The organism is Acinetobacter sp. ACZLY 512, from assembly GCF_023614015.1.
Classification (GTDB): domain Bacteria; phylum Pseudomonadota; class Gammaproteobacteria; order Pseudomonadales; family Moraxellaceae; genus Acinetobacter; species Acinetobacter soli.
The window spans coordinates 1-13,319 of record NZ_JAKIVI010000008.1 but is presented as its reverse complement, the minus strand read 5'-3'; the positions used below and the strand labels follow the sequence as shown (position 1 = coordinate 13,319).

The following is a 13,319-nucleotide window of genomic DNA, read 5'->3' as shown; positions in this document are numbered from 1 at the left end:
TTCCCAAATGATTCTTTTAAACAATAAGATCAACGCATCAATAATGATCAGAATAATATGCAAACCCTTACTCCAAAACAACGCCAAGATGTTTCAAAGTTGATCCAGCACGGCCAGAAAGTTGCTGCCGTGAAATACATAGTGGATCACACACACTGCTCCTTGCAGCAAGCAAAAATGCTGGCAGATCAAATCGAGCAGCAGCCTGAAATTTTATTCTCTTCGCCCTCAACAACATCCATTATCGCCTTGGACTCTAGGCTCAATGAAACCCAGTTAGATGAACTGATCGGACTCATTGAAAACGGCGATAAGATCAAAGCCATCAAATATCTGGTTGATCACGGTGGTTACTCCTTGCAAGATGCCAAACAAGCAGTGGATCTGATCGAACAAGATCCAGATCAAATGGATGACTGGCTAGAGCCAAATCCCCCCTTAGCGTCTTCCCCTTTAAGTTATGAAAGAATACAGGTCGACTATGCTAAACGCACCATGCATGTTATTGATTCAAATGGTCAAAAACAGCGGATTGATGAACAGCACCCTCATTGGAATCAAATCATGCAGCAATTTTATAGGCGCACCTACCCGAGTCTAGATGCATGTTTTATTGATTTGATCAAACGTCGAAATGAGGTAGAAGGTTCATCTTCTTCGTCTTTGTTAGAAAGCAACAATACCAGTCGTCATCCCAATACATTCGCATCTCGGCCTGTCATGCCCAATCAGATGCATGGCATCGAAGATCAGACCAAGAAAAAAGACGTGTCTAAGCTTGTTTTGCTATTTTGCATTGGACTGATTATTATCGCCATTCTGTTCTGGATCACTTAATTGAGGAGTGTTTAATCATTAAATTAACTCAATCATATCGATGGTTGGAGGTACCCGAAAACGAAACGGAATCCCCACCATCCCGGTGCCAACTGTCACAAAAACATCGGCATGTTCGTGTGTATATAGGCCCTTTTTGTGGCCTAAAATCGAAACTTTTTTCATAATGTAGCTGGTAACCCAAGGCAATTCAATTTGACCACCGTGGGTATGCCCAGAAAGCATTAAAGGACGTGTAGGCAAGGCTGGCACCATATCGACGGTATCCGGATTATGCGAAAGAATTAACCACGGTTTATCCTGTGGCAAATCAGGCATGGCACGCATATCGGTTTTGCCGGCCCATAAATCACCGATGCCAATCAAACGAAACTCGTCAAAATCGATAATTTTTCCTTCAATATCTATCACATTATTACTTTCAAGCGCATTTTTCAGCAATTGCTGAATCGGAGGACCAGGATACTGTTCATCATGATTACCCGGTACCGAATAAACGGGTGCCTGAATTTCACTGAGTATTTTCAGCTCCTCTACCAATGTATTTTCAGGTTCGTAAGTCCAGTCGCCAGCGACCACCACTAAGTCTGGCTGTAACTGATTAAGTTTTTTGACCAGTGTACGTAGCTGACGCTCATGCCCAGAAAATAGTCCAATATGCAAATCGGCAATCAGTGCCACCTTAACCGGTGTATGAAAAGGTTGCTCGGGATTAAGACGGTATTGATGGTGATGTACATGAATAAAATGCGGCTCGATAAAACGGGCGTAAATCAACACAAGGCTCAAGACACATATAAAAATTGCCTGCTGAGAACTGTAGTATCCAGTCCATCCCGCGTAAGCACTAAACAGCGCCAAGGGATACAAGAGATAAGACAGATAAAACACCAATAAATGAACGAACGCTTTAAAGGGATGAATGGTCTCGGTACGTGATTGACTCAACCAAGCCTGTGCAATGGCCCAAACTGCTAACAGCACAAAACATATATAGAAGTAAAAAATGATTGAACTAGAATTCGACATACCTGCTCTCAAAGGAAATAAGATCGTGCTCAGACATCTTTATTTCATTTATTTATCTTTAGATATGGAATAATTATACTCTAGCCCAGATTTTTGTTTGTACGTATTATGGCGAAATCATCTAAAACTCCTCTACAAGGTTTCAAATCCATGACACACGGTTACGCAATACCGCGTGCTATGGTTGCCTGCGCCTTCATTGGTGTGCTTGGAGTGAGTGGATGTAGCACACTGCCCAAACCAGGCCCAGAAGTGGCTCAGTATGCCAATCAAGTAGATACGTCAGACACCACACTCTCAAAAATTATTACGCCGCTTAAGCAGCAGAATCCAGATCTGACAGGCTATCATGTACTGTACGAGCCCTTAGAGGCATTAGCTGCGCGCTTGAGACTCATTGACAAGGCTGAAAAGTCTCTCGATCTACAATACTATATTTGGGATAACGATAAAATTGGTGCACTGGCGCTACATGCCTTAATTCGTGCTGCCGATCGTGGCGTCAAAGTACGCTTACTCATTGATGATAACAATGCTAAAAAAATGGAAGGCGTATTACTGGCGCTGTCGCAGCACCAAAATATCAACGTAAAACTGTTTAATCCCTACCGCTTTCGTCAATACCGCGCCATGGATATGGTGCTAGATTTAAAGCGTATCAATCGACGCATGCATAACAAGAGCTTTATCGCCGATAATCAGGTGGCACTGATTGGCGGGCGCAACATGACCAATCAGTATTATAACGTGAGCGACAACTACCAGTTTTCTGATGTCGACGTATTGCTCGTAGGCGCTGCCGTGGATGATATTGTCTCGTCGTTTGACGAATACTGGAACGATAAATACGCCTACTCGGTACAAAATATTGTCAACTCAGATCAGCACCGTTTACGCTATCCAGATTTAAAGCAGCAACTCGATCAGTACTTTAGCAAGGTCAGTGTACAAAACTATCTGGATCTCACCACTCGTTCGCATGCTTTTGACCAGTGGCTCAACAACAATATCCAGTTAGACTGGGTTAAAGCGACTGTTGTGAAAGACTCTCCAGATAAAATTCGGGCCAAGGCCAAGAAAGAACAGCATCTCAACTTTCAATTGATCAAGAACATTGAAAAGCCGCAAGAAAATTTAGATTTGATTTCGGCGTACTTTGTACCTGAAAAAGAAGGCGCCAAGCGTTTGACCAACCTGGCCAATGAAGGCATCAAAATTCGGGTACTGACCAATTCATTTAAAGCCAACGATGTGCCCGTAGTGCATGCTTTTTATGCCAAATACCGTCAGCAGCTATTAGAAAACGGTGTGCAATTATACGAGTTTTTGCCATCGCTTGAAAAAGAAGACATGGACAAATATACCGATGAATTGGTGAAGAAGGCCAAAGTCAGCATGAAAGGTTTGAGCCGCTCAAGCCTGCACGCCAAATTAATGGAAGTCGATCAAAAACAGGTGTTTATTGGCTCATTTAATTTCGATCCACGCTCATCGTACTTAAACACTGAAATTGGTGTTGTACTCAATAGCCCGCCACTGGCACAAGCAGTACATCAAACCATGGATCAGCAACTGACCAAATATGCCTATAAATTGGTGCTCGATGCCAACCATAAAATCAATTGGTATCGCCAAACTCCGACGGGTACCAAGGTATATACCAAGGAACCGCGTATGAAATGGTGGCAAAAGGCGGGGGTTAAGCTGATCTCTTGGTTACCGATCGAAGGCTTTATGTAGTCAGTGGCGTCTGCTTCAATGTTAGCCGATGTAATTCTTCAAGGCCTTCGTGCATTTTGTGCTGAACTTCATCGGTCAGGCTTTTAAGTGTATGCCCTTCTACCGAAATGGCAGGCAGTGCCATCAAATGTGCTACGACTTTTGGCATTTCCAATACACGTTTCACATGTTCAACAAAAGACATATCACCAATAAATGGTGCCACCGTATCGAGCTCGCCGTGCTGATTAACATAGCAAATCAGGCAAATCTGTACTGGCTTTTGTGCTTCAAGTGCAGCACCTAATATACGGCCATGCACGCGTTTAATGGTTTTACCATCGGTGGTGGTTGCCTCGGGAAAAAACAGTACCGGAATATCTTTTTTCAAAAATGCGCTAATTTGCTCGCGAATTCGAATCGAATCTCCCGAACCACGTTTGATAAACAAAGTGCCACCGCCTTTGGCGAGTTGACCCAGTATCGGCCACTTTTCCACTTCTGCTTTAGACAGAAAAAAGACGCGCGCACCAGAGCCCAAGACTGCAATATCTAGCCACGAGATATGATTACTGACCCATAAAGCAGGCTCACGCGGGATTTCACCATGCACGCGCACATCGAGATTAAAGACCTTACACAAGCGCCGACAAAAATATTGCACATAGCGTGTATTGGCAGGATCATTTGGATGCTTGTACAAACCATGGCGGTATACCAGATAAAATCCTTCTCCAACAACGCCCAAACCCAGCGCAAATTTTTTGCTATATAACGCTAGGCGAGTCAGTGGGTTTAATGATGACTGTGTGTCAGCAGTGTGTTCTGTCATAAAGATCATGATGCATTCAGGTTGGGTACATTCTATACCGATCTGGTAAATTTTGTATTGATGATAAAAACCGAACGTCAGTATAAATAAATTCAATTTCAATTCTTTTTAACAATTAACTATTATATTTTTATCGATAATTAAGATTACAAGGAGAGCAATATGAATACTCTTCAACAGCAACAGCATCACCACAGCACTCATGCTGGCCCAATCTTACAGATGATTGCTGGATGGACCATTTTATATGCGGGTGCGATTATTTTAGCGGTAAAAGCATTTCATAGCCTGATTTAAATGCTCTGGTTAAAAGGCCTAAATGCAATTTCATTCGCCACATCTCAAGGATTATTCTAGAATAGTCCTTTTCCATTTATATGAGTTAAAGCGCCTGTGGAATCTGTGGAGCTGCATCAAAAAGAACGCGTCATCTTGGTCAGTGTGAGCGTCAATATCCTCGACGATCTCGATGCCGATGAGTTTGCGTTACTCGCATCGTCTGCAGGTGCAGAACAACTAGATCATGTTTTTGCGCAGCGCGTCAAACCCGATCCAAAGCTGTTTATTGGCTCCGGAAAAGCCGAAGAGATTGCCGAGCGAGTACACGAGCTAGAGGCCAATCTGGTGATTTTTGATCACGCGCTCACGCCTGCGCAAGAACGAAATTTAGAAAAAATCATGAAATGCCGAGTGATCGATCGCACTGGGCTGATTCTGGATATTTTTGCACAGCGTGCGCGTACGCATGAAGGTAAGCTGCAAGTTGAATTGGCTCAGCTTAAACATCTCTCGACCCGTTTAGTACGTGGTTGGTCTGCTGGTTTTGAACAACAAAAAGGTGGTATCGGCTTGCGTGGTCCCGGCGAAACGCAGCTCGAAACAGACCGTCGCCTGATCCGTATTCGAATTACCCAGCTCAAAGACAAACTGGAAAAAGTACAGCAAACACGGTTGCAAGGCCGTGCCGCGCGTCAAAAAGCAGCCATTCCGACGGTCTCTTTGGTGGGCTACACCAATGCGGGCAAATCTACCCTGTTTAATCATTTGGCCAGTAGCGACGTATATGCAGCCGATCAATTATTTGCCACGCTCGATCCGACGCTCCGACGGTTAGATTGGGATGGAATCGGTACCGTGGTGTTGGCAGATACCGTGGGCTTTGTGCGGAATTTGCAGCACGATCTGATTGAATCTTTTAAAGCCACACTTGAAGAAACTTTAGAGGCAACGCTATTGCTGCATGTGATCGATAGTAGCAGCCCTGACATGCTCGAACAAATTGAAGCCGTTGAAGGTGTACTCAAAGAAATAGGTGCACAGGCTCCTGTGTTACGTGTTTATAATAAAATTGATGTCAGCGGTGAGGAACCTAAACTGATTTATGCGCGTCCGCATGAGCCAGAGCGGGTTTATGTCTCTGCGCATTCCGGTCAAGGCATCGATTTACTACACAATGCAGTCAAAGAATGCCTGATGGGTCAACATCAGATGTTTGAGCTTACACTCAAACCCACGCATGGCAAGTTACGAACGCAACTGTACAATCTGAATGTGATTCGATCGGAGGCCTTCGATGACGAAGGACATTTACATTTGCAGGTCATGATTGCTCCGCAAAAACTCGAACAGTTGATTCGCCAAGCGCATATTTCATTAGACGATGTGCTGGGTGAACAGGCAACGCGTTTCAAACGACCACTCGAAGAGTTTGAAATCAAACGCTAAATCGGTTAAAACTTGAGTTATTAAGACAAAAAAGAACAGTGACATGGATTGGGTAAAACAGATTGACTGGCTGGCATGGTTCGGCACGCTCGGCTTAATTATCTTGTTTCGAGAAGGCTCGGTATGGGGAATGGGACATTTCGGTCATCCCGAGCTAGGCAATTTAGTGGGACTAATCGGGCTACTTGCTGTTTTACTGATCTGGCGTAAATTCAAAAAAGTACCTCCGCGGCTGGTCGATACCAACAATAAAATTATGAAAGAAAGCGGATTTGCTTTTTTACCCATCTGTGCCGGCTCTCTCATGATGCTGGTCCACATGGGCAGTGAAATTCCGTTATTTTTAGCTGTGTTAGTCGTCAGTACATTATTACCGCTCTGGGTTTATGCCAAAATGGCTAAACATTGGCTGTAAGGAGATCGTCAATACATGTTCACCATTCTTTACGGCTTTATCATTACCTTGATTGCCTATGTATGTGCCAAGCCCTTAAATAAGCGCGTACCTCAAATTCCGGTCTTGGTATTTGGAATGTTTATTGTGGTTGCATTATTGGCATTGGTTGGACTGCCCTATGAGCAATATATGAACAGCGTAAACGGACTATTTAGTCATTTGCTTGGCTATGTCACCGTTGCATTGGCCATCCCGTTGGCGGCCATGCGCTACGATGATCTGCCACTCAAATCACTGATCGGTATTTTATGCTTTGCCAGCTTTAGTGCTGTGGCCCTGCCCGTGAGTCTGGCTTATTTACTACATATGTCGCATCCGACGATTTTGGCCTTTATGACCCGTGCCGTGACTACACCGATTGCACTGAACATTGCGACGCTTCTACATGCACCACTGACACTGGTTACCTTAATTGTGATTTTATCGGGGGTGATTGGAGCTGCTTTCTCGCCATGGATTTTAAAACATATTCATGATGAACGTGCTTCTGGGCTGGCACTTGGTCTTGCAGCACATGCCATTGGCACCGCTCAAGCATGGCAGCGAGGCCCTGTTGCTGGGCGCTATGCCGCTTTTGGCATGGCACTCAATGGCGTATTTACTGCCCTTTGGTTACCAACCTTGGTCCTCTCGCTACAGTCTTAAATACATTCATCTTAACTGTATTAATGACCGCAGTGATTGTCACTGCGGCTCAATACTTGATTACCAATCTTCTGCAAGCGGGTTTTGAACGCTAAAAGCCCGTTGATCTTCCAATCGGTATGCGATGAGTCGACGCCCCCATACACAGCCACCATCTACGTTTTGAATACGTTCGTTAATGGTCATGCCTTGCAAGGCCGCCCAATGACCAAAAAAGATCTGGTGTGTATGTGCCGCTGGACAGTCAAAATCAAACCACGGCAAAAAGCCTTTTGGCATAGGTTCTGTCAGTTCATCTTTAAAACTAAATTCCAGACGCCCATGCACATCGGTCAAACGCATACGGGTTAAGTAGTTGGTAATAGCACGCAGTCTGTCCATACCTGTCAATTGATCTGACCATAATGTAGGCGCTTCACCATACATTTCAGATAAAAAGGCATCGAGTTGAGTCAGATCATTATGTCCGATATAGGTTTCCACTTCACATGCAAGGTCAAATGCCTGTTCAGCCGTCCAGATACACGGAATTCCAGCATGGGTAATCACTGTCTGCCGATCGGGAAACAGACACAGTGGCTGGCGACGTAACCAATCTATGAGCTCATCGCCATCAATCGCATCAAGCACTTGCTGGGTATTGTCTCTGGCTTTTACTTTTTTGTGTCCACGAGCGCAGGCAATCAAGGTTAAATCATGATTTCCCAAAACCGTTTCGGCACATCCACGCTCGGCCAGTTTCTTAACAAAACGCAGTACACCGACTGAGTTTTCCCCACGCGCTACCAAGTCGCCTGCAAACCAAAGTTTATCTAAATCTGGGTCAAACTGAATTTCTTTGAGCAATGCTTTGAGCGCTTCAAAGCATCCCTGAACATCACCAATCACATAGTTGTAGCGCGTGGTCATACTTACGGCACCATTTGATCAGACAACGCCACAAATTGTGCCAGCGTTAAAGTTTCCGGGCGTGCCATCGGATCGATACCCGCCTTATCAAAAGCGTCGTCTGCAAGCATACCCTTTAGGCTATTTCGCAAGGTTTTACGACGTTGCGTAAATACATGAGAAACCAAACGAGACAATGCTTTTTCATCTTTGGCCACAATCGGTTTTTCTTTATACGGCACTAAACGAAATACCGCACTGGTGACTTTTGGAGGTGGGTTAAATGCGCCAGCAGGCACTTCAAATAAAAACGTAGGCTGACAGAAATACTGAATCATGACCGATAAACGACCATATTCTTTGGTATTAGGCTCAGCAGTGATACGATCAACGACTTCTTTTTGTAGCATAAAATGCATATCTTTGACTTTGTCGCCGAATTCCAACAGATGAAACAACAAAGGCGTCGAGATGTTATACGGCAAGTTACCCACCACACGAAGTGGACGTTCTTGCGTCGCTAACTGACTAAAATCATATTTGAGTGCATCGGCTTCAACGATCGTTAAGCGTTCCGGGTATGGAACACGCTCAGGCAAGCCTGCCGCCAAGTCGCGGTCGAGTTCGACCACTGTGAGGGCGTCACACTCACCGATCAAAGGTGAAGTCAGTGCTGCCAGACCAGGCCCAATCTCGACAACATTATCGCCTGGGCGCGGATTGACTGAACGGACGATTTTTGCAATAACCCGTTGGTCGTGTAAGAAGTTCTGACCAAAACGTTTCCGAGCTTTATGCCCTTCTTCTTTGGGGTTTAGGGCATTAATTTGATACATAAAGACTTCCAACGTAATTCGATTATTGACGTGCCAGCGCCAAAGCCAGCTCAACCGCCACATGTAAACTTGTACTTTTTGCCAATCCGGTTCCGGCCAGAGACAGCGCGGTTCCATGATCAACCGATGTGCGAATAAAAGGCAAACCGAGTGTAATGTTCACTGCTTCACCAAAGCCTTGTGATTTTAACACAGGCAATCCCTGATCGTGATACATCGCCAGCACGGCATCTGCATCTTTTAAATGTTCGGGTGCAAATAAAGTATCGGCAGGCAGACTCAAACTTAAATCGATCCCTCGATCTCGGTAGGCTTGTAAAACCGGATTGATAATTTCAATCTCTTCACGGCCTAAATAACCATCTTCACCCGCATGAGGGTTCAAACCACAGACTAAAATTCGTGGTGTGGCAATTTTAAATTTACGACGAAGATCGTGTAGCAAGATATCAATCACCTGAATCAAGCGCGTTTGAGTAATGGCATCGGGAACATCTCGTAAAGCCAGATGTGTAGTCGCCAGCGCAACACGCAAACTATGCGTTGCCAGCATCATGACCACGCGTGGAACCCCTGCCATTTCTTGATAAAACTCAGTATGACCACTAAATGCAATACCGGCATCGTTAATGACCGATTTTTGTACGGGAGCTGTTGCAACGCCGACACTCTTTTGCTCGATTGCGTAACGGGCTGAGCGCGTCAATTGTTCAATCACATACGCTGCATTAGCAGAGTCAAGCTGTCCGGCTTGAACAGGTTTAAATAACGGAACATGTTCCACATAAAGCTGTCCAGACATCGCAGCATCAGGCTGACCTGTATAATCTAGTAACTCAACCTCATATCCGAGCTGTGTTGCGCGAGATTGTAATAGCGATCGATCTGCCAAGACCACAACAGGTCGTTCAAACCGATGGCGACTCAAACTCAAGCAAATATCTGGGCCAATGCCTGCCGGCTCTCCTGAGGTTACATATAAGGGCATCATGGTATTTATCCTCCGCTAAGCTCTGAGTATACCTATGGATGCCTCAGACAACACAGCCATTTGAGTGGATTTGTATTAAATATCAATGCATGGCTGTGTAATTAAAAAAATGAAAGCGAAAGATTACATCTACATCACTTTTCTTAAACTGCCATTTGATCAATTTTGTATGCAAACAGTCTGAAATTCTCGGTTTTGGCGAACTTTTTGATTGTGATTCCACCCAAATTCATATAGAATTTGCACTCCTTTTGTTTGGACAGATTCCATAGTCCAAACCAACTATAATAGGTAGTGGTTTAATGAAAACTCTCAGCGCTAAGCCAGCTGAAGTTCAACACGACTGGTATGTTGTTGATGCTTCTGGCAAAACTTTAGGTCGCCTTGCGACTGAAATCGCTCGTCGTTTACGCGGTAAGCATAAAACTTCTTATACTCCTCACGTTGACACTGGCGATTACATCGTTGTGATTAATGCTGAACAAGTTCAAGTGACTGGTAAAAAATCACTTGATAAGAAATACTATCGCCATACTGGTTTCCCTGGTGGTATCCGTGAGACTAACTTCGAAAAGTTAATCGCTCACAAGCCTGAAGCTGTTCTTGAAAAAGCAGTTAAAGGCATGTTACCAAAAGGTCCTCTTGGTTATGCAATGATCAAAAAAATGAAAGTGTACGCTGGTACTGAGCATCCGCATGCTGCTCAACAGCCACAAGTTTTGGACATCTAAGGGATACAGCACATGGCTACTAATTATGGTACAGGTCGCCGTAAGACCGCAACTGCACGTGTTTTCTTGTCAGCTGGTACAGGCAAACTCGTTATTAACAACCGTACTTTAGAGCAATATTTCGGTCGTGAAACTGCTCGTATGGTTGTTCGTCAACCTTTAGAACTTTTAGAAGTTACTGAAAAGTTTGACCTTTACATCACTGTTAAAGGTGGTGGTATTGGTGGTCAAGCTGGCGCGATCCGTCACGGTATTACTCGTGCGCTTATCGCTGCTGACGAAACTTTAAAACCTGTTCTACGTCAAGCTGGTTTCGTTACTCGTGATGCTCGTGAAGTTGAACGTAAGAAACTTGGTTTGCGTAAAGCTCGTAAACGTCCTCAATTCTCTAAACGTTAATTCGTTTGCGAATTGGACAAAAAACCTCGGATTTCCGAGGTTTTTTTATGATTATTTGCAGCATCTATCATTACAGTTTGGGTTAAAATAATGAAGGCTTTATGCTATAAAATAAATAACTAATACGCGTGCCATTATCTTTTTAGACCCAAGTTTAGTATCCTACAACCTTTAGAATTTTTAGTATCTTAAGCTATGCCAGTTGAAAATCCATCTGTCCAAGGAATCACATTGTACAGTCATGCAGATGATTTCAGGTCACACTGGATCCGCTTCTTATTGGCCGAGAAACAAATCAAATATCATCCGGTTTTCGTTGATTATGAAGATGAAGATCTGGCCAGTCTAAACCCCTACAACCAACTGCCAATGCTGCTAGAAAATAACTTAAAGTTGTTTTCAGCTTCGATTATTGCAGAATACATCGACGATCGATATCGTCAAAACAAGCTCTATGCCGATTCTCCAGCGGCACGGGCAGAACAAAGACAATATATCTGGCGTTTTGAAAATGACTGGTTTAAGCTCGCAGACATCATGCTACGCCATTCAGATACATTGCAGCCTGAACAACAGCAGAAGGCACAAAAAGAATTACGCAATACGCTGCTATCGCTAGTGCCACTCTTTCAACATTTCCCCTACTTTATGTCTGAAACATTTAGCATTCTTGATTGCATGCTTGCCCCAATGTTTATACGCTTATCTCTCATGGGGGTAGAGCTGCCTAAAACCAGCAGTCGCCCGATTACGTTGTATTGTAATCGTGTTTTTAGTCGTCCTGCTTTTGTTAAATCGATGACTGCGCAGGAAAAAAGTCGTTATAGTAATTTAATTAACCTATAGATGAGTACACAATGTCTGAAACTGAAATACCGTTAAGTCCAACTCGCCCATATATGGCTCGTGCAATTTATGAATGGATCTGCGATAACCAGCTGACACCCTATCTCTTGGTCGATGCGACACAGCCTTACACCTCTGTTCCAGAACAATTCATTCAAGATGGACAAATCGTATTAAATATTGCACCACATGCCGTGCATCAGTTTCAGATGACCAATGATGCCATCACCTTTTCAGCACGTTTTGGTGGCGTTTCACGTGACATTTATGTACCGATCTACGCGGTCGTTGGCATATATGCACGTGAAAATGGACAAGGACTTTTCTTTGATCCTAGTGAATATTCAAATATCCAGATGCCAGAAAATGCTCTAGAATCGGAAGAGCAAGAAAAAACTGAACCTGAAACAAGCAAGAAGAAACCAAATTTAAGACTTTTAGATTAGATCATCACGGAGTGTAAGATGGCGTTTGATTTAGTGCATTATTTTGCTGAACAAAGTTTGCTTCAATCCCCAAATTTACTTAATGGCAGTACAGCTCAAACGCGTCAACAACAAGTTTTTGAATTGAACGCATTGGTACTGGGTAAGCTAATTCAATTGTGGCGCAAGGATAGTGACAAGCTCTATACTGAAATACAGGATCAAAACCCGCTTTATATTCAAGAGATTGCAAGGCATCTTACAACATCTCCTAAAAACCAATCGACATTGTCTAAACAACAGCTTGAGAGTAGTCTCAGCGAAATTCTAGCATTACAGCTTTCAGAGCTTAAACAGTTAGAGCAAACGGGTCATTTAGGTAAAACAGGCTTAAATGAGCTGATGATCGGACAAATTGACCATCTTTCTGGGCAAGCCGATGATTGGGTTTGGTCAACAAACCAACTAACAGAATTGATAGGCTCTAAACCTAGTATTGAAGAAGATGTATCATTAGACGAAACAATGAAGGAATTCAATCAAATGGTTCATACTGCTCACCACGACACGGACAAACATGATGTAAACGAAGTCGTGCATGATGTTGTGCCAACGTGGTCAAAAATCGTAGCACCACTTGTTGCTTTAGCTGTTTTAATCTTTCTTTATGTGCAATATGGACATTTGGTGGGTTAAATTTGCTGTTAAAATTTAAGTGTTAAAAAAGGGCATCTGCCCTTTTTTTATGTCTTATTGAATGTGAGATTGATTGATTTCTTGTTTTATTTTTCTATTTCCCTTTCATTTAGGCATAAAAAAGCCCCCTTAACGTATGTTAAGGGGGCTTAGTATTTAAAAGCTGGCGATGACTTACTCTCACATGGCTAACGCCACACTACCATCAGCGCGAAGAGGTTTCACTTCTGAGTTCGGGAAGGGATCAGGTGGTTCACTCTTGC

Annotated in this window: 16 protein-coding genes and 1 rRNA gene; 11 read left to right on the top strand and 6 right to left on the bottom strand. The window is 43.6% G+C overall.

From position 1 onward, the window contains the following. Positions 1 to 57: 57 nt before the first annotated feature. Positions 58 to 837 carry a hypothetical protein gene (locus tag L2096_RS09915; protein WP_025094411.1) on the top strand — a complete coding sequence of 260 codons (780 nt, stop codon included), beginning with the start codon at positions 58 to 60 and terminating at the stop codon, positions 835 to 837. Between the two features lie 18 nt (positions 838 to 855). Here the strand turns inward: L2096_RS09915 and L2096_RS09910 are convergent, their stop codons facing one another. Then, positions 856 to 1,866: a metallophosphoesterase gene (locus L2096_RS09910; protein WP_025094412.1), complete on the bottom strand. Its 1,011-nt coding sequence runs from the start codon at positions 1,864 to 1,866 to the stop codon at positions 856 to 858. Positions 1,867 to 2,046: 180 nt separating this feature from the next. Here L2096_RS09910 and L2096_RS09905 point away from each other — a divergent pair, with 180 nt between their 5' ends. Then, the gene (locus L2096_RS09905) at positions 2,047 to 3,606 is read left to right on the top strand and encodes a phospholipase D family protein (protein ID WP_371864002.1); all 1,560 of its coding nucleotides are present in this window, start codon (positions 2,047 to 2,049) and stop codon (positions 3,604 to 3,606) included. Here L2096_RS09905 and L2096_RS09900 read toward each other — a convergent pair. Continuing rightward, positions 3,599 to 4,417 carry a lysophospholipid acyltransferase family protein gene (locus L2096_RS09900; protein ID WP_025094414.1) on the bottom strand — a complete coding sequence of 273 codons (819 nt, stop codon included), beginning with the start codon at positions 4,415 to 4,417 and terminating at the stop codon, positions 3,599 to 3,601. The genes L2096_RS09905 and L2096_RS09900 overlap by 8 nt on opposite strands. Positions 4,418 to 4,579: 162 nt before the next feature. Between L2096_RS09900 and L2096_RS16065 the strand changes: the two genes are divergently transcribed. The 4 genes from L2096_RS16065 (at position 4,580) to L2096_RS09885 (ending at position 7,244) form a co-directional block, all read left to right on the top strand. Further along, positions 4,580 to 4,714, top strand: a complete 135-nt coding sequence (locus L2096_RS16065) for a hypothetical protein (protein WP_284444925.1) — start codon at positions 4,580 to 4,582, stop codon at positions 4,712 to 4,714. 96 nt (positions 4,715 to 4,810) lie between these two features. After that, complete coding sequence (gene hflX / locus L2096_RS09895; protein WP_004943478.1) at positions 4,811 to 6,142, top strand: ribosome rescue GTPase HflX; 1,332 nt, start codon at positions 4,811 to 4,813, stop codon at positions 6,140 to 6,142. 43 nt (positions 6,143 to 6,185) lie between these two features. Continuing rightward, a complete protein-coding gene (locus tag L2096_RS09890; protein ID WP_004941262.1) occupies positions 6,186 to 6,557 on the top strand; it encodes a hypothetical protein in 372 nt (123 codons plus the stop codon). A gap of 15 nt (positions 6,558 to 6,572) precedes the next feature. Next, on the top strand, positions 6,573 to 7,244 hold the full coding sequence (locus L2096_RS09885) for an LrgB family protein (RefSeq protein ID WP_004941264.1): 672 nt from the start codon (positions 6,573 to 6,575) through the stop codon (positions 7,242 to 7,244). A 60-nt stretch (positions 7,245 to 7,304) separates the two neighbouring features. Here the strand turns inward: L2096_RS09885 and L2096_RS09880 are convergent, their stop codons facing one another. The 3 genes from L2096_RS09880 to pdxA are packed head-to-tail and all read right to left on the bottom strand — an operon-like array spanning position 7,305 to position 9,959. Then, the gene (locus L2096_RS09880) at positions 7,305 to 8,153 is read right to left on the bottom strand and encodes a symmetrical bis(5'-nucleosyl)-tetraphosphatase (RefSeq protein ID WP_048765833.1); all 849 of its coding nucleotides are present in this window, start codon (positions 8,151 to 8,153) and stop codon (positions 7,305 to 7,307) included. A 2-nt stretch (positions 8,154 to 8,155) separates the two neighbouring features. Beyond that, the gene (gene rsmA / locus L2096_RS09875) at positions 8,156 to 8,968 is read right to left on the bottom strand and encodes a 16S rRNA (adenine(1518)-N(6)/adenine(1519)-N(6))-dimethyltransferase RsmA (RefSeq protein ID WP_025094417.1); all 813 of its coding nucleotides are present in this window, start codon (positions 8,966 to 8,968) and stop codon (positions 8,156 to 8,158) included. A gap of 22 nt (positions 8,969 to 8,990) precedes the next feature. Continuing rightward, positions 8,991 to 9,959: a 4-hydroxythreonine-4-phosphate dehydrogenase PdxA gene (gene pdxA / locus L2096_RS09870; RefSeq protein ID WP_250365320.1), complete on the bottom strand. Its 969-nt coding sequence runs from the start codon at positions 9,957 to 9,959 to the stop codon at positions 8,991 to 8,993. A 302-nt stretch (positions 9,960 to 10,261) separates the two neighbouring features. Between pdxA and rplM the strand changes: the two genes are divergently transcribed. The 5 genes from rplM (at position 10,262) to L2096_RS09845 (ending at position 13,056) form a co-directional block, all read left to right on the top strand. Beyond that, the gene (gene rplM / locus L2096_RS09865) at positions 10,262 to 10,690 is read left to right on the top strand and encodes a 50S ribosomal protein L13 (protein WP_002117832.1); all 429 of its coding nucleotides are present in this window, start codon (positions 10,262 to 10,264) and stop codon (positions 10,688 to 10,690) included. Positions 10,691 to 10,702: 12 nt separating this feature from the next. After that, the gene (rpsI, locus tag L2096_RS09860) at positions 10,703 to 11,089 is read left to right on the top strand and encodes a 30S ribosomal protein S9 (protein WP_002048725.1); all 387 of its coding nucleotides are present in this window, start codon (positions 10,703 to 10,705) and stop codon (positions 11,087 to 11,089) included. 195 nt (positions 11,090 to 11,284) lie between these two features. Beyond that, positions 11,285 to 11,935 carry a glutathione S-transferase N-terminal domain-containing protein gene (locus L2096_RS09855; RefSeq protein ID WP_004941276.1) on the top strand — a complete coding sequence of 217 codons (651 nt, stop codon included), beginning with the start codon at positions 11,285 to 11,287 and terminating at the stop codon, positions 11,933 to 11,935. 11 nt (positions 11,936 to 11,946) lie between these two features. Next, positions 11,947 to 12,381, top strand: a complete 435-nt coding sequence (locus L2096_RS09850; protein ID WP_004941278.1) for a ClpXP protease specificity-enhancing factor — start codon at positions 11,947 to 11,949, stop codon at positions 12,379 to 12,381. 18 nt (positions 12,382 to 12,399) lie between these two features. Continuing rightward, positions 12,400 to 13,056 carry a hypothetical protein gene (locus L2096_RS09845; protein WP_151765595.1) on the top strand — a complete coding sequence of 219 codons (657 nt, stop codon included), beginning with the start codon at positions 12,400 to 12,402 and terminating at the stop codon, positions 13,054 to 13,056. A gap of 161 nt (positions 13,057 to 13,217) precedes the next feature. Here the strand turns inward: L2096_RS09845 and rrf are convergent. Continuing rightward, a 5S ribosomal RNA gene (gene rrf, locus L2096_RS09840) occupies positions 13,218 to 13,319 on the bottom strand; the annotation flags it as partial.